The 19,105-nt window shown below is 71.5% G+C and carries 20 protein-coding genes; 11 read left to right on the forward strand and 9 right to left on the reverse strand.

The genetic code is table 11. The features are described from left to right. Nucleotides 1-15: 15 nt before the first annotated feature. Entirely contained in the window at nucleotides 16-1,266 is a 1,251-nt protein-coding gene (locus ACZ7OH_RS18690) for a beta-ketoacyl-[acyl-carrier-protein] synthase family protein (protein WP_470281909.1), read from the forward strand. A gap of 46 nt (nucleotides 1,267-1,312) precedes the next feature. Here the strand turns inward: ACZ7OH_RS18690 and ACZ7OH_RS18695 are convergent, their stop codons facing one another. Together ACZ7OH_RS18695 and ACZ7OH_RS18700 are read right to left on the reverse strand one after the other, a co-directional pair. Continuing rightward, nucleotides 1,313-1,906 carry a hypothetical protein gene (locus ACZ7OH_RS18695; RefSeq protein ID WP_470281910.1) on the reverse strand — a complete coding sequence of 198 codons (594 nt, stop codon included), beginning with the start codon at nucleotides 1,904-1,906 and terminating at the stop codon, nucleotides 1,313-1,315. Nucleotides 1,907-2,033: 127 nt separating this feature from the next. Next, complete coding sequence (locus tag ACZ7OH_RS18700) at nucleotides 2,034-2,537, reverse strand: DUF3145 domain-containing protein (protein WP_364450131.1); 504 nt, start codon at nucleotides 2,535-2,537, stop codon at nucleotides 2,034-2,036. 272 nt (nucleotides 2,538-2,809) lie between these two features. Here ACZ7OH_RS18700 and ACZ7OH_RS18705 point away from each other — a divergent pair, with 272 nt between their 5' ends. Further along, nucleotides 2,810-5,227, forward strand: a complete 2,418-nt coding sequence (locus tag ACZ7OH_RS18705; RefSeq protein ID WP_470281911.1) for a hypothetical protein — start codon at nucleotides 2,810-2,812, stop codon at nucleotides 5,225-5,227. Between the two features lies 1 nt (nucleotide 5,228). On the opposite strand, the gene ACZ7OH_RS18710 is transcribed toward ACZ7OH_RS18705, so the two are convergent. Next, nucleotides 5,229-6,623, reverse strand: coding sequence for a dihydrolipoyl dehydrogenase family protein (locus ACZ7OH_RS18710; RefSeq protein ID WP_470281912.1), 1,395 nt, complete (start codon nucleotides 6,621-6,623; stop codon nucleotides 5,229-5,231). A gap of 141 nt (nucleotides 6,624-6,764) precedes the next feature. On the opposite strand from ACZ7OH_RS18710, the gene ACZ7OH_RS18715 reads away from it, so the two are divergent. Beyond that, nucleotides 6,765-7,166 carry an Lsr2 dimerization domain-containing protein gene (locus ACZ7OH_RS18715; RefSeq protein WP_400903920.1) on the forward strand — a complete coding sequence of 134 codons (402 nt, stop codon included), beginning with the start codon at nucleotides 6,765-6,767 and terminating at the stop codon, nucleotides 7,164-7,166. A 19-nt stretch (nucleotides 7,167-7,185) separates the two neighbouring features. Here the strand turns inward: ACZ7OH_RS18715 and ACZ7OH_RS18720 are convergent, their stop codons facing one another. The 5 genes from ACZ7OH_RS18720 to ACZ7OH_RS18740 all read right to left on the reverse strand — a co-directional run bounded on the left by ACZ7OH_RS18720 (nucleotide 7,186) and on the right by ACZ7OH_RS18740 (nucleotide 11,496). Further along, nucleotides 7,186-7,917: a lipoate--protein ligase family protein gene (locus ACZ7OH_RS18720; RefSeq protein ID WP_470281913.1), complete on the reverse strand. Its 732-nt coding sequence runs from the start codon at nucleotides 7,915-7,917 to the stop codon at nucleotides 7,186-7,188. Beyond that, nucleotides 7,914-9,302 carry an NAD(P)(+) transhydrogenase (Re/Si-specific) subunit beta gene (locus tag ACZ7OH_RS18725; RefSeq protein WP_470281914.1) on the reverse strand — a complete coding sequence of 463 codons (1,389 nt, stop codon included), beginning with the start codon at nucleotides 9,300-9,302 and terminating at the stop codon, nucleotides 7,914-7,916. The genes ACZ7OH_RS18720 and ACZ7OH_RS18725 overlap by 4 nt, the downstream gene beginning before the upstream one ends. Then, complete coding sequence (locus tag ACZ7OH_RS18730) at nucleotides 9,299-9,610, reverse strand: NAD(P) transhydrogenase subunit alpha part 2 (protein ID WP_329050201.1); 312 nt, start codon at nucleotides 9,608-9,610, stop codon at nucleotides 9,299-9,301. The genes ACZ7OH_RS18725 and ACZ7OH_RS18730 overlap by 4 nt, the downstream gene beginning before the upstream one ends. Beyond that, the gene (locus tag ACZ7OH_RS18735) at nucleotides 9,607-10,719 is read right to left on the reverse strand and encodes a Re/Si-specific NAD(P)(+) transhydrogenase subunit alpha (RefSeq protein ID WP_470281915.1); all 1,113 of its coding nucleotides are present in this window, start codon (nucleotides 10,717-10,719) and stop codon (nucleotides 9,607-9,609) included. Before ACZ7OH_RS18735 ends, ACZ7OH_RS18730 begins: the two co-directional genes overlap by 4 nt. A 123-nt stretch (nucleotides 10,720-10,842) precedes the next feature. Further along, a complete protein-coding gene (locus ACZ7OH_RS18740; RefSeq protein ID WP_470281916.1) occupies nucleotides 10,843-11,496 on the reverse strand; it encodes a TetR family transcriptional regulator in 654 nt (217 codons plus the stop codon). Between the two features lie 93 nt (nucleotides 11,497-11,589). Here ACZ7OH_RS18740 and ACZ7OH_RS18745 point away from each other — a divergent pair, with 93 nt between their 5' ends. The 7 genes from ACZ7OH_RS18745 to ACZ7OH_RS18775 all read left to right on the forward strand — a co-directional run bounded on the left by ACZ7OH_RS18745 (nucleotide 11,590) and on the right by ACZ7OH_RS18775 (nucleotide 17,312). Then, nucleotides 11,590-12,657 (forward strand): ferredoxin reductase, encoded by a 1,068-nt coding sequence (locus tag ACZ7OH_RS18745; protein ID WP_470281917.1) that lies wholly within the window; start codon nucleotides 11,590-11,592, stop codon nucleotides 12,655-12,657. Nucleotides 12,658-12,668: 11 nt separating this feature from the next. Continuing rightward, entirely contained in the window at nucleotides 12,669-13,778 is a 1,110-nt protein-coding gene (locus ACZ7OH_RS18750; protein WP_470281918.1) for a fatty acid desaturase family protein, read from the forward strand. Between the two features lie 7 nt (nucleotides 13,779-13,785). After that, nucleotides 13,786-13,986 carry a hypothetical protein gene (locus ACZ7OH_RS18755; protein WP_086680004.1) on the forward strand — a complete coding sequence of 67 codons (201 nt, stop codon included), beginning with the start codon at nucleotides 13,786-13,788 and terminating at the stop codon, nucleotides 13,984-13,986. 593 nt (nucleotides 13,987-14,579) lie between these two features. After that, nucleotides 14,580-14,834 (forward strand): hypothetical protein, encoded by a 255-nt coding sequence (locus ACZ7OH_RS18760; RefSeq protein WP_470281919.1) that lies wholly within the window; start codon nucleotides 14,580-14,582, stop codon nucleotides 14,832-14,834. Nucleotides 14,835-14,932: 98 nt separating this feature from the next. After that, the gene (locus tag ACZ7OH_RS18765) at nucleotides 14,933-16,231 is read left to right on the forward strand and encodes a sensor histidine kinase (protein WP_470281920.1); all 1,299 of its coding nucleotides are present in this window, start codon (nucleotides 14,933-14,935) and stop codon (nucleotides 16,229-16,231) included. Nucleotides 16,232-16,240: 9 nt separating this feature from the next. Beyond that, the gene (locus ACZ7OH_RS18770) at nucleotides 16,241-16,885 is read left to right on the forward strand and encodes a response regulator transcription factor (protein ID WP_470281921.1); all 645 of its coding nucleotides are present in this window, start codon (nucleotides 16,241-16,243) and stop codon (nucleotides 16,883-16,885) included. 16 nt (nucleotides 16,886-16,901) lie between these two features. Next, nucleotides 16,902-17,312: a YjbQ family protein gene (locus ACZ7OH_RS18775; RefSeq protein ID WP_400903903.1), complete on the forward strand. Its 411-nt coding sequence runs from the start codon at nucleotides 16,902-16,904 to the stop codon at nucleotides 17,310-17,312. Here ACZ7OH_RS18775 and ACZ7OH_RS18780 read toward each other — a convergent pair. Beyond that, the gene (locus tag ACZ7OH_RS18780; protein ID WP_470281922.1) at nucleotides 17,250-18,224 is read right to left on the reverse strand and encodes a YhgE/Pip domain-containing protein; all 975 of its coding nucleotides are present in this window, start codon (nucleotides 18,222-18,224) and stop codon (nucleotides 17,250-17,252) included. The genes ACZ7OH_RS18775 and ACZ7OH_RS18780 overlap by 63 nt on opposite strands. Nucleotides 18,225-18,328: 104 nt before the next feature. Here ACZ7OH_RS18780 and ACZ7OH_RS18785 point away from each other — a divergent pair, with 104 nt between their 5' ends. Beyond that, entirely contained in the window at nucleotides 18,329-19,024 is a 696-nt protein-coding gene (locus ACZ7OH_RS18785) for a haloacid dehalogenase-like hydrolase (RefSeq protein WP_400903900.1), read from the forward strand. The last annotated feature ends 81 nt before the right edge of the window (nucleotides 19,025-19,105 follow it).

The following is a 19,105-nucleotide window of genomic DNA, read 5'->3' on the forward strand; positions in this document are numbered from 1 at the left end:
CTTGAGGAGACTCCCATGAGCAACATCGACGTCGTGATCACCGGTCTCGGCGCCACCACACCGCTCGGCGGGGACGTCACGTCCACCTGGGACGGTCTGCTGGCCGGACGGAGCGGGATCCGGACGATCGAGGCCGACTGGGTCGAGGAGCTGCAGCTGCCGGTCAAGATCGGCGGCCAGCTGGCCGTCGACCCCAGCGAGGTCCTGCCGCGGGTGCAGGCCCGCCGGATGGACCGCTGCGAGCAGGTCGCGCTGATCGCCGCCCGCCAGGCGTGGGCCGACGCCGGGTACTCGGAGCCGACCGACGAGCACACCGACGTGGACCCCGACCGCCTCGGCGTGTCGATCGGGACGGGTGTCGGCGGTCCGGTCACCCTGCTCACCCAGAACGATCTGTTGCACCAGCAGGGTCTCCGCAAGGTGTCGCCGCTGACCGTGCCGATGCTGATGCCGAACGGCCCGGCCGCGCACGTGGGCATCGACCTGAAGGCGCGGGCCGGGGTGCACTCCCCGGCCTCGGCCTGCGCTTCGGGTGCCGAGGGCATCGCGAGCGGGGTGGAGATGATCCGCTCCGGCCGCGCCGACGTCGTGATCGCGGGGGGCGCCGAAGCGTGCATCCACCCGATCACGCTGGCCGGCTTCGCCCAGGCCCGCACCGTGTCCACCCGCAACGACGACCCGGCGAGCGCGTCGCGGCCGTTCGACGCGAGCCGGGACGGCTTCGTCCTCGGCGAGGGCTCCGGCGTAGTCATCCTGGAGCGCGCCGACCAGGCGAAGGCCCGCGGGGCGCGCATCTACGCGACGATCGCCGGGCACGGCATCACCTCGGACGCCTACCACATCACCGGCAACCACCCCGAGGGTCTCGGGCAGATCGCCGCGATGCGCGCGGCGATGAAGATGGCCGGCGTCACCCCCGCGGACGTCGGGCACGTGAACGCCCACGCGACGTCCACTGTGGTCGGCGACATCGGCGAGGCTGCGGCGATCCGCAACGCGGTCGGGGAACACCCGGTCGTGACGGCGCCGAAGGGCGCGCTCGGTCACCTCGTCGGCGGCGCCGGCGCGGTCGAGGGGATCATCACGATCCTCTCGCTGTACCACGGCATCGTGCCGGCCACCCTGAACCTGACCGACCTGGACCCGCGGGTGCAGCTGGACGTCGTTTCGGGTGAGGCGCGCAAGGTCGAGCTGACCGCCGCGCTCAGCAACTCGTTCGGCTTCGGCGGGCACAACACCGCGCTGCTGTTCACCCCGGCGGCCTGATCGTCCACCGCTGAAAAAGGGGCCCGGCTTCGGCCGGGCCCCTTTTTCAGCACTTCTCGTGCTCGGGTGTCGGACCGGGGTCGACGGTGTCGATCTTCAGGCCGGGCTTCTCCTGGACCACCGGCAGGACGAGCCGCCATTTGATGCACGTCTCCGGGAAGAAGTCCGGGGCGTCGGCTTTTTCCTGCCTGCTGGTGAAGGCGACCAGGACCCGCAGCGACCCGCCGGCGCCGCGCTCGATCCGGTAGACGAGGGGGTCGGAGTCCCTTGTGGACTTGACGCCGGTCTTCCACTCATTGGCCGACTGCTGGGCGGCCCGCTTTGTGCTGACGGCCTGCAGCCACAGCGAGTACTGCTTGCCGTTGATGGCGTCGAAGTACGTTTTGAGGAGCTCGCTCACGGCCTCGGCCTGCGGGTGGTGCCTCGCGTCGTCGGTCATCCGGACGACGCCCGCCGCGGCGGGCGCACCACTGCTGGCGGCCGACGACGTGGCCGAGGCGGCCGTGGATTCGTCGGCGGACCGGTCGGGCCGGCGGTAGACCTCGCGGGCGAGCAGGCCGGCCCCGACGGTCACGGAAAGCACCACGACCACGACGGGCACCAGCCAGCGCTGACGGGAGCTGGGGACGGGGGCGGTCACCCTCCAGAGCGTACCGGCCCGGCCCGGACGCCCGGCCGTCCTGGTCCCCGTGAACGCACGCGGGCGGCCCGGCGCGCCCGGGATCACCCGGGGTCGCGCCGGACCGCCCGTGCGAAGCCTTCTGCCGTCAGCCGACCTGGTGGAGCCAGGTCACCGGGGCGCCGTCGCCGGCGTGGCGGTAGGGCTCGAGCGCCTCGTCCCAGCTCGCGGCGAGGAGCTCGTCGAGCTTGTGCGCGAGGGTCTCACCCCCGCGGGTCATGGCCACGAGGGCGCGCAGCTGGTCCTCACCCACCACGATGTCGCCGTTGGCGCTCGTTCTCCCGTGCCACAGGCCGAGGCCGGGCGCGAAGCAGAACCGTTCGCCGTCGACGCCCGCGCTGGGCTCTTCGGTGACCTCGAACCGAATCATCGGCCACGCCTTGAGCGCGGCCGCCAGTTTGGCGCCGGTGCCCGCGGGCGCGCGCCAGCCGCATTCGGCGCGAAGCTGACCCGGACTGGCCGGCTGCGCCGTCCACTTCAGGTCAACGCGGGCACCCAGGGTGCCCGAAATAGCCCACTCGACGTGCGGACACACCGCAGACGGCGACGAGTGGACGTACACCACACCTCGGGTGCTGCCACGGGTGCTCACTGCTACCTCCGCTTGTTGCTCGACGAGGGACGTCTTCCCCTACGCCCTGACTCGAGCTGCGGAACGGCTTCAGTGCGGCTCCCGAATGCCGCCTCCGATGCGTTGTAGCACATTCTGCACCCCAACCGTGCTGTTTGGCCACACGAACACCACAAGTCACCCGGGGCACCACTTTCGGAGGGCACCCGGCCGCGTCGTCCCCGTGTCGCGCCGGGGATTCGGCCGGGCGCGCTAGCGTGATGACCCGGAACGACGAGCAGGGAGGGGTTTCGGTGCGACTGGTGCGCCTGGAGCGGCAGCAGTCCCGGGTCGCCGACGACGTCCGGGCGGCGCTGGCGTCCCTGGGCCGCGGCAGCACCGTGATCGGCGGGATCGCCCTGGTGGGCGTCGGCTCGGTGACCGAGCGCCCGATCGAGGCGGTGGTCCTGCTCCCCCACGGGGTGATCATCGTGATCGGCGTGGACCTCCCGGACCCGGCCCTGCGCCTGGAGGCTCCCCTGGGCGCCGAGTGGAAGGCGGACGGCTGGCCCCTGGTGGCCGACGACGACGCGATCAACCCGGCGACCGAGGCATTGGACGTATCGCAGGCGTGCGAGCGGCGGATCGCTTCCCTGGTCCCGGGAACGGGCCCGGTGGGGACGATAGTCGCGGTAGGACCGTACGTGGAGACGGTCGACCAGCCGGCCTCGGACCTGGCAGGGCCGGTGAGGGTGTTGCACCCGACCCCGACGACGATGCTGGCGGCAACGGTGTCGTTGGCAACCGCGCACCGGCCCCGGTCGGTGGACCAGGTGCGGGCGTTGATCCGGGGGCTGGCACCGGAGGCACCGGAGTTTTCGGACGAGGTGCTGTTGGGGGAGGGATTCAGCAGGTTCACGGACGATTCGCCACCGGAGTCCCTTTGGGACAGTGCGCCGGTGGTGCCCACCCAGCCGAGTGCGGCTGGGGCTGCGAGCCCGGTCGGCCCCGGTCCGGCCGCGGCCTTCACCACCACCTCGCCTGAAGCGAGCGCGGGCCCAGCCACCCCAAGCCCGGCAACATCGGCCGAGCCAGCTTCTTCGGCTTCGGGCTCGGCCGAACAAGGCTCCCCCGCCGACGATTCGACTGCCGCACGCCCCGCCGAGCCGATCCCGCCCGCGGCGGGCTCGGCCGAGCCGAGTTCGCCTGGCGGAGATTCGCCTGCAGCGACTCCCTCCCAGCAGACATCGCCCACCGCGGGTTCGGCCCAGCCGAGTTCCGCTGCCGAGCTGACCTCACCTGCCGCGAACTCAGCCGAGCCGAGTTCGGCGACTGTGGGCAACCCCGTTTGGCACACCAAAACTCCGCTCCCCGCCGAAGCCGGACCGGCGCCATCACCCGCCGAGGACTCGGCGCCCGCCGCCGGGTCCTCGGCGGAAGCCGATCTCGACTCGGCTTCGCCGAGTTCCAGCGCCGAGGCTTCGCCCCTGTCCGCGGACTCCGAGCGCACCGAAGCGCTCCCGCCCACAGAGGACTCCGAGCGCACCGAAAAGCTCCCGGCGCCAGAGGACTCCGAACGCACCGAGAAGCTCCCGCCCCCCGCAGACCCGGACCGCACCGAAAAGCTCCCCTCGCCTGCGCAGCACGCCCCCGTTCTCCCGCTGTTCCCGGGCGTCGCCGTGCCGCCGCAGCCGGTCCGGCCGGGCGATCTCGCCGCCGACACCGAGCGAACCGAGAACCTCACGACCGCACCCGGGGCAACCGTCCCGCGGCCGACCACCCCAGAGCGGCCCAACCAGACCGAGCCGAGCCGAACCTCAACCGAGCCGGAGCGGCCCACCCCGACCGAACCGGCCCGAACCTCAACCGACCCGGAACGTCCCAACCAGACCGAACCAGCCCGAACCTCAACCGAGCCGCAGCGCTCCAACCAGGCCGAGCCGGCCCGAACCTCAACCGACCCGGAACAGCCCAACCACACCCAACCAGCCCGAACCTCAACCGAGCCAGAACGCCCCAGCCACACCCAACCGACCCCACCGGCCAGTCCCCAAGCCGCCCAGCCACAGCCCCCGGCGGACTCACCCCCCTTCCCCACCCCACGCCCCACCCCGCGCGAAACCGTCCCCACCTCGAAGACCGTCCGCTGGATCCCCCTGGCCGCGATCGGACTGCTCATCGCCCTGGTCGTCGCCGCTGTTGCCGTTGCCACCTCCGGTGATGACACCGCCTCCGCTCCGACCGGCCCTCCCACCCCCGCGACCCAGCCTCCGCCGCAGACCAGCACCCCCGTCGCGCAGAGCCTGCAGTTCTCGCTGCGCGCCGCCGATCACGATCAGCGGTGCGCTTCGCACGCCTTCGGCGACGCTCAAGCCAGCCTGCAGCAGACCAGCTGCTCCGGCGTCCGGCGCGCGTCCTACGCCGCCGACGTCGATGGGCGGGGTGCCGCCGTCACCATCGGGATCGTCGACTTCCCCGATGCCGCCCAGGCCGCCGCCTTCAAGGCCGTTGCCGACACCCCCGGCGGGGGCGGCGTGCTCGACCTCGCGACCGAGACCGGCAAATGGGGCGCCACGCCCGCGCCGCGCTTCGAGAACGCCGCCTACGCCTCCAAGGTCGAAGGCACGTCCGTGCGGCTCGTCCAGGCCGTCTGGGCGCCGGGACCGTCCACTCCGGACGATCCCGGCCTCACCCGGGCCGTGCAGGCCGCCCTCGACCTGCCCGCCCAGTAGCTCAGAGCCCGTACGCCTCCAGCAGCCGCAGCCACACCTCGCTGATCGTCGGGAATGACGGCACCGCGTGCCACAGCCGGTCCAGCGGCACCTCCCCGACGATCGCGATCGTCGCCGAGTGCAGCAGCTCCGAGACGTCCTGGCCGACGAACGTCACACCCAGCAGGACGTTCCGCTCGGTGTCGACGACGATCCGCGCCTTGCCCGTGTAGCCGTCCGCGTGCAGCGACGAGCCCGCCACCGCGATGTCGATGTCGACGACCCGGTCGGCCGACCCCGGCCGCGCGTCCGCCAGCCCGACCGCCGCCACCTCCGGGTCGGTGAACACCACCTGCGGCACCGCGTGGTGATCGGCCGTCGCGGTGAACCTGCTCCACGGCTCAGCCGACGTGAACGTCCCCGCGGCCAGCGCCGCCACCGTGTCGCCCGCCGCGCGGGCGCCGTACTTGCCCTGGTGGGTCAGCGGGGCGCGGCCGGTGACGTCGCCCGCCGCGTACAGCCAGCCACCGTCCACTGCGGACACCCGGCCGGTGTCGTCGACCTCCAGCGCGCGGCCCTCCTCGACCCCGAACGCGGCCAGGCCCAGCCCGGTCGTCGTGGGACGCCGGCCCGTCGCCAGCAGCAGCTCCTCGACGACGACCGTCTCGCCGTCCTTCAACGTCAGCTCGGTGCCGCCGTCGCCGGCCGCGACGCGCTCGATGCCCGACTCCGTGTGCACGTACACGCCGGCCTCGCGCAGCCCGTGCAGGACCAGGTCGCCGGCGAACGCGGCGTTCTTCGGCAGCGGGCGCTCGCCGGTGATCACCAGGTGGACCTCCGAACCGAGCGTGGCGAACGCCTGCGCCATCTCGACGCCGACCACGCCGCCGCCGAGGACGCCGAGGCGCCGCGGCACCGACTCCGCCGACGTCGCCTCCCGCGAACCCCACGGCCGGATCGTGTCGAGCCCCGGGATCGACGGCTTGCTCGGCACGCTGCCGGTGCACACGATCACCGCGTGCCGCGCGGTCAGCACGCGGTCGCCGTCGAGGGTGACCTCCCGCTCACCGGTGAGCACGCCGTGCCCGCGGATCGGCTCGATGCCGGCGCCGCGCGCCCACTCGACCTGCCCCGCGTCGTCGCCCTTGCCGGTGAACCAGTCACGGCGCGCGAACACCGCGGCGGGGTCGAGCCGGTCGCCGACCGGCACGCCGGGGATCCGCTTGGCCGCGGCCAGGAGGTTTCCCGGCCGCAGCAACGCCTTGCTCGGGATGCAGGCCCAATAGGAGCACTCGCCGCCGAAGAGCTCGTGCTCGACGAGCGCGACCTTCAGGCCTCCGCGTGCCGCCCGTTCGGCGGCCACCTCCCCCACCGGGCCCGCGCCGATCACCACTACGTCAAAAGTCTGTCCGGACATGGCATCAGCGCACACCACCGCGCGAGTTCGCGCAAGCCAGCGGCTATCCTCGTCTTCGAAGCTGCAAGGTATCGGCGGCCCGGGGTGCCGTCGGCTCCGGTGCGCGCGAAACACCCACGTTCGGAGCACGGGAGGTTTGTCGTGGCCAGGAACACGGCTGTGCAGGTGCTGGATGATCTGACCGGCGAGCCCGCGGCGGAGACCGTCGGGTTCGGGCTGGACGGCATCGACTACGACATCGACCTCTCCTTCGCCAACGCCGACGCGCTGCGCGAGCTGCTGCAGCGCTACGCCGACGCCGGGCGCCGCACCGGTGGCCGCAAGCGCCGGCCGCGGATCGTCCCGGGCGCGAAGCGGCCGCGGGCGAAGGCGACGCCGAAGAAGGTGACCGCCAAGGCCGAGCCGAAGGCCGCCGCGAAGAGCACCAAGGCGAAGGCCGAGCCGGCGAAGACCACGCGCACCCGCAAGGCGGCGGAGCCGAAGAAGACCACGCGGGCGACGGCGCGGAAGGTGCCCGGCGTCACGTTCTCGGCTCCGGAGTGAGTCCACAGTAGACAGAAGGTCAGGCCGCGCGCTGGGCGCCGTCCGCGTGCCACGACGGGTACCGGTACCGGGTGTGCAGCAGCGCCCGCTGCCGGCCCAGCTCGGCGGCGGACGGCGGCCGCGGCACCAGCGTCCCGAGGATCTGCGACGCCGCCGCCCGCACCGCCGCCTCGACGGCCGGGAACCCCGGCCGCAGGCCGTGCTCGGCCAGCGACGCCACCGGGCTGCGGTGGGAGTCGAGCGGCCGCGGGTCCGGCGGCGCGCTCGTCAGGTAACGGCCGACCAGCGCCGCCGACGTCTCGACCAGCAGCGTCGAGTGGGCCAGCAGGCCGCCCTTGGTGCGGAACACGGCGAAGCCGCACAGCTTCGCGTCCTCGACGAACAGGCCGCGGTCGCCTAGCCGCGGGACCAGCCCGAGCTGGTCGACGGCGGCGCTCATCACCTTGCCGAGCGTCTCCAGCGGCCGGTCGGTCGGGCCCGGCAGGACCAGCGTCACGTTCAGGTTGCCCGGGTCGTGGAACACGGTGCCGCCGCCGCTGGCCCGCCGCAGCACCGGGACGCCGTCGCGCTCGCACTCCGGAACGCGCACTTCACGCGCGATCCGCTGGCCGCGCCCCACCACGACGCAAACCGGGTTGCGCCAGAGCCACAGCACCGGTGACTCGGGCGCAACCCGGAGGAGCGCTTCGTCGAACGCGAGGTTCTCCGCGGGGTCGGTGAACGCGGCACGCACATCCGACCCGGTCGTCATAGCGCCTTGAGTTCCTCCACGATCTCGCCCACCGACGACTTGGCGTCCCCGAAGAGCATGCTGGTCTTCGGATCGTAGAACAGGTCGTTGTCGATGCCCGCGAAGCCGGAGGCCATCCCGCGTTTCAAGACGATCACGGACCGGCTCTCGTTGACCTTGAGGATCGGCATCCCGTAGATCGGCGAGCTCGGGTCGGTCTGCGCCGCCGGGTTCGTGACGTCGTTCGCGCCGATCACCAGCGCGACGTCGGTCTGGGCGAACTCGGAGTTGATCTCGTCCATCTCCTTGAGCTGCTCGTACGGCACGTCGGCCTCCGCGAGCAGCACGTTCATGTGCCCGGGCATCCGGCCGGCGACCGGGTGGATCGCGTACGCGACCGTGATGCCCTTCTTCTCCAGCAGCTTCGCCATCTCGCGGACGGTGTGCTGCGCCTGCGCCACGGCCATGCCGTACCCGGGCACCACGACGACCTTGCTGGCGTACGCCATCTGGATCGCGGTGTCGGCCGCGCTGGTCGAGCGCACCGGGCGGGCTTCCTTCGTCCCGCCGCCGGCCGCGACCGCCGGGCCGCCGCCGAAGCCGCCCGCGACGATCGCCGGGATGGACCGGTTCATCGCCTTGGCCATCAGGTTGGTCAGGATCGAGCCGGACGCGCCGACGATCATGCCGGCCACGATCAGCGCTGTGTTGTCCAGCGCGAGACCCATCGCCGCGGCCGACAGGCCGGTGAACGCGTTGAGCAGCGAGATGACGACCGGCATGTCCGCGCCGCCGATCGGCAGCACGACGGTGAGGCCGAGGACGCCCGCCGCGACGAGCAAACCGATGATCAGCAGCTCGTTGTCGCCGCCGGCGACGATGGCGACCGCGCAGCCGATCGCGACCAGCAGGAGCAGCGCGTTGACCGGCTGCTGCAGCTTGCCCATGGTGACCGGGCGGCCGCTGATCAGCTCCTGGAGCTTGCCGAACGCGACGTTCGATCCCCAGAAGGAGATCGACCCGATGATCGCGGCGAACAGCGACGCGATCGCGATGTACACCGGCTCGTGCGCGTACCCGTCGGTCGAGTTGAACTCGACCCACGCGATGAGCGCGACCGCGCCGCCGCCGACGCCGTTGAACAGGGCCACCATCTGCGGCATCGCGGTCATCTTGACCTTGCGCGCCGACGGGACGCCGACGACGACACCGATCCCGACGCCGAGGGCGATCAGCACCCAGTTGCCCATCCCGGGGGTGAGCAACGTCGCGATGACGGCGATGCCCATGCCGACCGCGGCGATCCAGTTGCCGCGGACGGCGGTGCGCGGGCCGGTCAGGCCCATCAGGCCGTAGATGAACAGGGCGAACGCGATGATGTAGAGGATCGCGATGAAGTCGGTCACTTCTCGTCCTCCTCGGCCGGAGCGGGTTTCTTGCCCTTGAACATCGACAGCATCCGGTCGGTGACCAGGAACCCGCCGACGACGTTGATCGTGCCGAAGGCGATCGCGATCACCAGCAGGATCTTGTTGAAGACGCCGTCGACGCCGAGGCCGAGCACGACCAGGCCGCCCAGCAGCACGATGCCGTGGATGGCGTTGGTGCCCGACATCAGCGGGGTGTGCAGGGTGTTGGGCACCTTCGAGATGACGGCGAAGCCGACGAACCCGGCGAGCACCAGCACCGCCAGGTTCTGCACGAGTGGGCTCACGCGACACTCCCTTCGCGCCCGGCCACGCAGGCACCGGCGACGATCTCGTCCTCGAAGTTCAGCTCGAGCGCGCCTTCCTTCGTCACGAGCAGCTCCAGCAGCTCGGTGACGTTGCGCGCGTACAGCTCGCTGGCGTGCGAAGGCATTTCGGCGGGCAGGTTCAGCGGGGAGGAGATGGTGACGTCGTGCTCCACGACGTCCTCGCCCGGCTTGGTCAGCTCGCAGTTGCCGCCGGTCTCGCCGGCGAGGTCGACCACGACCGACCCGGCCGGCATGCCCTTGACGGCGTCCGCGGTGACCAGCGTCGGCGCCTTGCGGCCCGGCACCAGCGCCGTCGTGATGACGACGTCGAACTTCGTGATGGCCTCGGTGAGCCGCCGCTGCTGCTCCTCGCGCTCCTCCGCCGTCAGCTCGCGGGCGTACCCGCCTTCGCCGACCGCTTCGATGCCGAGGTCGAGGAACTGCGCGCCGAGCGACTTGACCTGCTCGGCGACCTCGGGCCGGACGTCGTAACCGGTGGTCTGCGCGCCCAGCCGCTTCGCCGTGGCGAGCGCCTGCAAGCCCGCGACGCCGGCGCCGAGCACCAGCACCTTGGCCGGCGGGACGGTGCCCGCCGCGGTGGTGAGCATCGGGAAGAAGCGCGGGAGCTTCTGCGCCGCGAGCAGCACGGCGCGGTAGCCGCCGATGCTGGCCTGCGACGACAGCGCGTCCATCGCCTGCGCCCGGGAGATCCGCGGGACCGCCTCCATCGCGAACGCGCGCAGGCCCGCTTCCTCGAGCTTCGCGAGCCCGTCCGGGTTGCCGCGCGGGTCGAGGAAGCCGATGAGCACGGAACCCCGGCTCAGCTTGGCGACCTCGGCCGGGTTCGGCGGGTTGACCTTCACGACGATCGACGCGCCCCAGGCGTCGCCGAGCTCGGCGCCCGCTTGGGTGTACGCGTCGTCACTCAGGTGCGCACCGGCCCCGGCACCCGGTTCGACCAGGACGCGCAGCCCGCGCTGCGCGAGTCTCCCGACCAGTTTGGGCACCATGGCCACCCGGCGCTCCCCGGGGCGTGACTCGGCCACCACACCCACGGTGAGCTGCTGATGCTGTTCGCTGTCCGCCACACGACCTCCTCATCGGCGAGGCACGATCCGAGGGTTGTACCACGCCGGACCGACAGTCCCCAGTGACGTGGGTCGCAAGTCTCGGGGTTGTGCCAGAAGATACGAAGGTCGTGCGGGAAACGTTCAGCTCGTTTTCCAGTGCGGGATCCCGAGCAGGATCAACCGCAGCCGTTTTTCCGCCGTTCCGGTGATTTTCGCGTCTTCCGCCGGCCGGGCTTCCAGCAGCTCGACGGTCGTCGTGATCATCACGGAAACGATCAAGTCGGCCAGCATGTGCAGGTCTTCGGTGCTCCACGCGCGCAGCGGCGCGAACCGGGCGAGGTCGATCGCGAGGTCACCGGAGAACATCCGCAGTTCGACGGCGATGGACCGGGCGAGCGGGCCGCCGCCGTAGCGCTCGCGCGTCAGGAACCGGAAATGGTCCTCGTTCGCCCGGACGAATTGGTGGACCGTGGCCACCGAGGCGCTGATCATCCCCTGGTAGGTGTCCGGGTCGGTGCGCGCCGAGCGCATCATGCCGCGCAGCGTGCGCGTCGCTTCTTCCACGAGCGCGACGCCGAGCTCCTCCATCGAGGCGAAGTGCCGGTAGAACGCCGTTGGCACCAACCCGGCGCCCTTCGCAACCTCGCGCAGGGAAAGCGTCGCGAACGGGCGGTCAGCCAGCAGGTCCAGGGCGGCGTCCAGCAACGCCTGGCGCGTGCGCTGCTTGCGCTCCTGGCGGGTCACCGGCTCTTCCGACACATCTATCAGCGTACGGATGTCCACCGCGTTGCTCACGTCACATCCTCCGCGTTCCGCGTTGACAGGCAGTCCACTCCTGCAGTGCACTGTTGAGTGTACAGTCGTTCACTGTAATCGAGGAGGTTCCCGATGACGGCGCTCATCCCCCGGCGGGTGCGCAGCCTCGCCTCGCTGGCCGAGGCGCTGCTGACGCCGCACGGGATGGACCGCTACCTGGAGCTCGTCGACCCGATGCTGGTCCGCCGCGAGATCCGCGGGCTGGTCACGGCGGTGCGCAAGCAGACGCCGGACACCGTCACCCTCACCGTCAAGCCCAGCCGCGCGTGGCCCGGCTTCACCGCCGGGCAGTACGTCCGCCTGCAGGTGGAGATCGACGGCGTCCGGCGCACGCGCTGCTATTCACCCTGCGGTTCGCAGTACGACGGCGAACTCGAGTTCACGGTCAAGGAGCAGGGCCTGGTCTCCGGCCACCTGAACCGCGCGATCGGCGTCGGCTCGGTGGTCAATCTGTCCACTCCGGACGGTGGGTTCACGCTGCCGGCCGCCCGGCCGGACCGCGTGCTGCTGATCGCGGGCGGCAGCGGCATCACGCCGGTGCTCGCCATGGCCCGCACGCTGGCCGACGAGGGGCACGCCGGCGAGATCGTGTTCGTGCAGTACTCGAACGGGCCGGCCGACGCGCTGTACCGCACCGAACTGGCCGAGCTCGCCGCCCGGCACCCCCGGCTGAAGGTCGTCCACGCCTACACCCACTCGAAGGGCGGCGACCTGAACGGCTTCTTCGCGCCGGAGCACCTCGCGCGCGTCGCGCCGTGGTTCCGCGACGCGGAGGCGTTCGTCTGCGGCCCGAAGCCGCTGATGGACGCGGTCCGCGAGGAGCTGGGTGAACGTGTGCACACCGAAGAGTTCACGCCGCCGGCGTTGACCTTCGACACGGCCGCCGCGGAGGGCCAGGTGCGCTTCAAGCGCAGCGGGCGGGAGTGCGCCAACTCCGGGAAGCCGTTGCTGGAGCAGGCCGAGGAGGCGGGCCTGTCGCCGGAGCACGGCTGCCGGATGGGCATCTGCTTCTCCTGCACCCAGCTCAAGACCGCCGGACGCGTCCGCAACGCCCGCACCGGCGAGGTGTCCGGCGACGAAGACGAAGAAATCCAGCTCTGCATCTCCGTCCCCGTCGGGGACGTCGAGATCGACGCCTAGAGGAGATTGTCATGACCGGTCTGCAGGACCGCCTGACCCCGGAACAGGTCGAGGAGTTCGGCCGCGAGCTCGACGCGCTGCGGCAGCGGATCGTCGACGACCTGGGCCAGGAGGACGTCGACTACATCCACACCGTCATCAAGACCCAGCGCGGCCTGGAGGTGGCCGGGCGGGCGCTGTTGTTCGCCGGGTTCTTCCCGCCCGCGTGGCTCGCCGGCGTCGGCGCGCTGTCGGTGGCCAAGATCCTCGACAACATGGAGATCGGCCACAACGTCATGCACGGCCAGTACGACTGGACGCGCGACCCGGCGCTGAGCTCGCAGCGCTTCGAGTGGGACACGGTGGCGCCGGCCGAGAACTGGCGGCACTCGCACAACTACATCCACCACACGTACACCAACATCGTCGACAAGGACCGCGACGTCGGCTACGGGATCCTGCGGATGGACACCGCCCAGAAGTGGCACCCGTACTACCTGGGCAACCCGGTGTACGCGACGCTGCTGGCGCTGTTCTTCCAGTGGGGCGTGATGCTGCACGACCTCGAGGTCGAGAACGTCGTCAAGGGCGAGCGGTCGTGGGCCGACAACGTGCCGGTCCTGAAGAAGATCGTGCGGAAGGCTTCGAGGCAGGTCGGCAAGGACTACGTGCTGTTCCCGCTGCTGACCGGCCCGCTGGCGCCGCTGACGTTCCTCGGCAACGCGACGGCGAACCTGACCCGCAACCTGTGGGCGTTCGCGATCATCTTCTGCGGCCACTTCCCGGCGGACGTCGAAAGCTTCACGGAAGAGGAGACGTCGGAAGAGTCGCGGGGGCAGTGGTACCTGCGCCAGATCCTGGGGTCGGCGAACATCACGGGGAGGCCGCTGTTCCACATCATGAGCGGCAACCTGTCCCACCAGATCGAGCACCACCTGTTCCCGGACATCCCGGCGCGCCGCTACCCGCAGATCGCCGGCGAGGTGCGCGCGATCTGCGAGAAGTACGGGCTGCCGTACAACACGGGGCCGCTGCACCGGCAGCTGTGGTCGGTGGCGAAGAAGATCGTGAAGCTGGCCCTCCCGCAGAGTTCGCCGACGCCGACTACCGTGGAACCCGACCGGCAGCTCCGAGCAGCGTGAGGGTGACATGGTGGGCCAGTTCGAACGCGAGAAGGACACCCTGCAGGTGATCACCGAATCAGCGGCGACGCACGTCGGCAACATAGCGTCGATCATCACGGGCGCGATCCGCGACATAGCCCGCGAGACGGGCGACTGGCTGACGGACGTGATCGAGATGCGCGAAGCGGCGCAGAAGGCCCGGGAGGACGACCCGGACACCCCGTGAGTTTCGTTTCGTGACGGCCACCTCGAGGAGTTTCGGGGTGGCCGTCACGCATTACGACGCACTGGCGACCAGTGTTACCCGTCAGCGCGGTCGCTCGGCAATTTCCTTGCTCTGAGCGACCGGTAGGCGTACAGATACACGATCGCCCACGCGCGCGGCGGGGATTGCCAGTCGACCAGCACTCGGAGAGCGGGCGACACCCGCGCATTTCGGGGAATCCGCGCCGCGACGATCCTCGCCACCAATGGCCTGTACCTCGAAGCTCGCGTGTACGCGCGCGACATATACGAGTCCGCCAGCCTCGCGCGCATGCTCGCGAAGCGACCCGACAAGGCCGACGCCTGGATGCTCGCCGGCCGCTGGATCCCCGACAATGAGGTGCGGTAGTACGCCCACAACTTCACCGCACCCGGTACTCCCATCACAGACTCCGCATACCAGCAGTACTACCGAGTCGCCAGCAACGTGCACCACCCGACCGCCGCCGCCTGCCTGCCTTTGGTCCTCACCGATCCGGCTCAGCCTACGACGAAGCCACCTTCCGCAACGCGCTTCACGAGATCACCCTCGAATGCGGATTCGTCCTCCTCACCATGACCAACGCCGTCGCCACCCCCGACGTCATCCCTCCGGCGTGGCGGCGAGCAGTCACCGAATTCGTCGCCGCCACCGCTATCGGCCCCGACTGGTCTCACCTCGAACGCGATTGGGAGGCCGAAGCCCGACGCTTCGCAGACCCAGCTGCCCACGTCATCCCCGCAGGCCAGCTGGAGGAATTGCTCGATCACCACCCCAACAGTCTGGCCAACCTCCGCAACCGCCGCGACGACGAGACAGAACCAACCTGATCACCCCGTAGCCCATGCGCTCAGCTGACCTAGCCGGCAACCTCAGCTGAGGTTGACGCACCGGGCACTTCCCGGGGTCACGGCCGGGGGAAAACCGGATGGGCACCGCCGCCTGCCCGAGCCAGACTGGACCCGTGACCAGCCCCGATCTCCCCCACCCCCTGCGCCGCGTCTTCGGGCCCCTCGCGGCGCGGGACTTCCGGGCCGAGTACCTCTGGCTCTGCCTCTCCGCGCCGCTCACCCTCTTCGCCCTGACGAGCTTCCTCGTCGTCCTCGCGCTCGGTGTCTGGATGACGCCCGTGCTCGTCGGGTTCCTGGTCCTCGCCGGGGCCGTCCTCTACGCCCGGGGCCTCGGCGCCGCGCACCGGCGGCTCGCCAAAGCCCTGCTCGGCGTCAGCGTTCCCGCCCCGCGGCGGCCCGAGCTCAAGCCCGGCCTCTGGGCCTGGGTCAAAGCCCGCGTCGGCGACCCCGCCGGCTGGCGCGCCGCCGGCTACCTCCTCCTGCGCCTCCCCCTGACCCTCGCCGGGCTCTTCGCCGTCACCGCCGGGTCGCTCTACGCCCTGGCCGCGACCCCCTTCGTCGTCTTCTGGTTCCCGCTCGGCGAGCAGCGCCTGCCCGTCTTCGGCATCCGGGCCGAAAACTGGTTCGGCGCGCTCGCCTGGTCCGCGTCCGGCCTGCTCGTGCTCGTCGCCCTGCCGTGGGTCACGCACGCCTTCGCCGCGCTCGACCGGCTGCTGGTCGTCGGCCTGCTCGGCACGCGCGTGCTCTCCGAACGCGTCCGCGACCTGGAAGCCAGCCGCGCCACCGCCGTCGAAGACTCCGCCCTGCGGCTGCGGCGGATCGAGCGCGACCTGCACGACGGTGCCCAGGCCCAGCTCGTCGCGCTCGCGATGAAGCTCGGCCTGGCCAAGGACGAGCTCGAGCACGCCGACCTGCCCCAGGTGGAACAGCTGGTCACCGCGGCCCACGCCAACGCCAAGCAGGCGCTCACCGAGCTGCGCGACCTCGCCCGCGGCATCCACCCCGCCGCCCTCGACGCCGGGCTCGACGTCGCCCTCGCCACCCTCGTCGCGACGTCCGGCATGGACGCGCGGGTCACCGTCGAGCTGCCCCGCCGCCCGCCGCCGTCGCTCGAAACCATCGTCTACTTCAGCGCCGCCGAACTCCTCACGAACGCCGCGAAGCACGGCGGGAAGACGTACGTCGAAGTCGCCGAAGAACGGGACGTCCTTTGGCTGCGGGTGCGCGACCACGGCCCCGGGGGCGCCCGGCTCGTCCCGGGCGGCGGGCTGGCCGGCGTCGCCGAACGGCTGCGGACCGTCGACGGCGAACTGGCCGTCACGAGCCCGGCCGGCGGTCCGACCGAAGTGACCGCGCGGGTGCCGCTGCCCCGCTAGGGTCGCCGTATGCGGATCGTCATCGCGGAGGACTCCACCATCCTGCGCCAGGGCCTCGTCGAGCTGCTGACCTTCCGCGGCCACGAGGTCGTCGCCGCGGTGAAGGACGCCGAAGCGCTGCGGGCCGCCGTCGAAGAGAACATCCCGGATGTGTCCATTGTGGACATTCGGATGCCGCCGACGCACACCGACGAGGGCCTGCGAGCCGCGATCGCGCTGCGCCGGGAGTCACCGGGCCGCGCGATCCTGCTGTTCTCCCAGTACGTCGAGACGAAGTACGCGGCCCAGCTGCTGGCCGGCCGCGCGGGCGGCGTCGGCTACCTGCTCAAGGACCGCGTCGCCGAGGTCTCGGACTTCCTCGACGCGCTGCGCCGGGTGGCCGACGGCGAGACGGTCCTCGACCCCGAAGTCGTCAGCCAGCTCTTCTCGGCGACGCGCCGGACCGACGCGCTCAGCGGCCTGACCCCGCGCGAGCGCGAGGTCCTGGGCCTGATGGCGGAGGGCCGGTCGAACTCCGCGATCGCCGCGAAACTGTTCCTCTCGGCCGGGTCCGTCGAGAAGTACGTGACGTCGATCTTCGGCAAGCTCGGCCTGCCACCGTCCGAAGGGGACAATCGCCGGGTGCTCGCGGTGCTGCGCTACCTGGAAACCTGAGCCTAGGCTGGAACCCATGTACTCCACCGAGATCGAAGTCCGCACGGGCGCCGAAGCCGTCGTCCGCGACCTCACCCACGAGGCCGAGGAGTTCCTGCGCGACGCCGACGCGGCGGACGGCCTGCTGCACGTCTGGGTCCCGCACGCCACCGCCGGCCTGGCGATCCTCGAGACCGGCGCGGGCAGCGACGAAGACCTGCTGACCGCGCTCGACGAGCTGCTCCCCCGCGACGGCCGCTGGCGGCACCGGCACGGCAGCCCCGGCCACGGGCGTGACCACGTGCTCCCGGCGCTGGTGCCGCCGTACGCGACGATCCCGGTGCTCGGCGGCGTCCTCGCGCTGGGCACCTGGCAGTCGATCTGCCTAGTGGACACCAACCTCGACAACCCGGTCCGGAAGGTGCGGTTCAGCCTCCTGGCGGGCTGACCGGCCGGGCCACAGCACCACCAGCAGGCCCGCGACCAGCAGCGCGCCGAGCACCCACAGCCCGGTCGTGACGTCGGGCGCGTCCGGCACGCCCTGGAGCAGGCTGCGCAGGCCCTCCGCCGAGAAGCGGAACGGCGTCCACGACCACAGCAGCGTGCGGTAAGCCGGGTTCAGCAGCTCGGGCACCTGCCCGGCGACCGCGGGCGCGACCAGGTACAGCGGGCCGAGCACGGCCATCGCCCGCAGTCCGAGCAGGCGCAGCAGACCGGCTTGCACGGCCGCGAACGCCGTCGCGGCGAGGAAGACGAACCCGAGGACGCCGGCGTCGAGCGGCAACGCGGAGTCCCACAGCGCGAAGAACCCGGCCACAACCGCCGTCACCAGCACGCCGGCGCCGACGACCTGCAGGAATCGCGCGCCGGCACCGATCGTGCGGCCCGTGCGCTTGGCCAGCTGGGTCAGCGCGAGCCCGGCGACGAGGCCGCCGATCCAAGCCAGCGCGGACGCGGCCAGCGGCGCGGTCCGCCCGGCGGCGCTCGCCGGGTGCAGCACCTCCTGCTTCGGCGGGCCGCCCAGCGCGGCCGCCCCGGCGGTGAGCGCCTGCTGCGCGACCTGCGTGCCGGCCGGGTTGACCGCCCCCGACGTCACGACGGTCGCGGGCGAGCCGAGTTCGAGCACGCCGTAGACCTTCTTGTCCTCCAGCAGCCGCCGGGCCTCGGCCGAGGTCGTGACGGTCCAGGCGAGCTGGCCGCCGCCGTGCGCCGCGACGCGCTGGGCGAGTTCCGGCGGCCCAGCGACCGCGACCGGGACGCCGTCGGGCGCGGCGGTGGCCTGCGCGCCGAAGGTGAGGAACCCGAGCACCACGGCCACCAGCGCGCCGGCCAGGGCCGCGAGGGATACGAGACGAGTCATGCCGACTCCCGTTATTCGTCGCTTGTTGAATTACTAGCCAAGGTAGGACCGCGTCCCGAGAAAGTCAACGCGTGTTGAATAGTGTCGCCGGTAGCCTCGACACCGTGACGAAGACACGGCTGGTGCTCTGGGACATCGACCACACGCTGGTGGACTTCACCGGCCTCGGTTCCGCCTGGTACGCGGCGGCGCTCGCCGCGACGACCGGGACCGAGCTGGTCTCCTACCCCGACTTCGGCGGCCGCACCGAACGCGCGATCAGCACCGACCTGCTCACCGCCCACGGCATCGAGCCGACCGAGGAGCTGCTCCAAGCGCTCTGGCTGGCGCTGATCGCGGAGTCCGAACGCGCCGTCGAGCACCTGCCGACGTCCGGCCGCGCGCTGCCGGGCGCGGCCGAGGCGCTGAAGGCGTTCGCCGGGCACGACGGCGTCGTCCAGTCGCTCGTCACCGGCAACCTGCCGGAGATCTCGCGGCACAAGCTCGCCGCGTTCGGCCTGCACGAACACCTCGACCTCGACATCGGCGGCTACGGCACGCTGTCGGCGCACCGCCCCGACCTGGTGCCGCACGCGGTGGCGCTCGCCGCGGCCAAGCACGGCACGGAGTTCGCCGCCGCGTCGGTCGTCGTCATCGGCGACACCCCGAACGACGTCGAAGCCGCTCTGCACCACGGCGCGGTGTCGATCGCGGTGGCGACCGGGCACTACACCGCCGAGGAACTGCGGGCCGCCGGCGCGCACACCGTGCTGCCGGATCTGGCCGACACCGACGCCGTGCGGACCGCCGTTTTCGGCTGAGTGTCCTCCTTCAGAGGGGGTCAACCCTCATTCGAACGGACGACCCCTTAGGGGTCAATCTCCTTCGTTTGCCCGATGTGG

The sequence above is a fragment of the Amycolatopsis sp. NPDC114478 genome (genome assembly GCF_055633805.1).

What these genes read in the sequence shown, in the direction of transcription:
- ACZ7OH_RS18690 (WP_470281909.1), top strand. Translation starts at nt 16, where the DNA reads ATGAGCAACATCGACGTCGTGATCACCGGTCTCGGCGCCACCACACCG.
- ACZ7OH_RS18710 (WP_470281912.1), bottom strand. Translation starts at nt 6,623, where the DNA reads ATGTCCGGACAGACTTTTGACGTAGTGGTGATCGGCGCGGGCCCGGTG.
- ACZ7OH_RS18720 (WP_470281913.1), bottom strand. Translation starts at nt 7,917, where the DNA reads ATGACGACCGGGTCGGATGTGCGTGCCGCGTTCACCGACCCCGCGGAG.
- ACZ7OH_RS18745 (WP_470281917.1), top strand. Translation starts at nt 11,590, where the DNA reads ATGACGGCGCTCATCCCCCGGCGGGTGCGCAGCCTCGCCTCGCTGGCC.
- ACZ7OH_RS18750 (WP_470281918.1), top strand. Translation starts at nt 12,669, where the DNA reads ATGACCGGTCTGCAGGACCGCCTGACCCCGGAACAGGTCGAGGAGTTC.
- ACZ7OH_RS18755 (WP_086680004.1), top strand. Translation starts at nt 13,786, where the DNA reads ATGGTGGGCCAGTTCGAACGCGAGAAGGACACCCTGCAGGTGATCACC.
- ACZ7OH_RS18760 (WP_470281919.1), top strand. Translation starts at nt 14,580, where the DNA reads ATGACCAACGCCGTCGCCACCCCCGACGTCATCCCTCCGGCGTGGCGG.
- ACZ7OH_RS18765 (WP_470281920.1), top strand. Translation starts at nt 14,933, where the DNA reads ATGGGCACCGCCGCCTGCCCGAGCCAGACTGGACCCGTGACCAGCCCC.
- ACZ7OH_RS18770 (WP_470281921.1), top strand. Translation starts at nt 16,241, where the DNA reads ATGCGGATCGTCATCGCGGAGGACTCCACCATCCTGCGCCAGGGCCTC.
- ACZ7OH_RS18775 (WP_400903903.1), top strand. Translation starts at nt 16,902, where the DNA reads ATGTACTCCACCGAGATCGAAGTCCGCACGGGCGCCGAAGCCGTCGTC.
- ACZ7OH_RS18780 (WP_470281922.1), bottom strand. Translation starts at nt 18,224, where the DNA reads ATGACTCGTCTCGTATCCCTCGCGGCCCTGGCCGGCGCGCTGGTGGCC.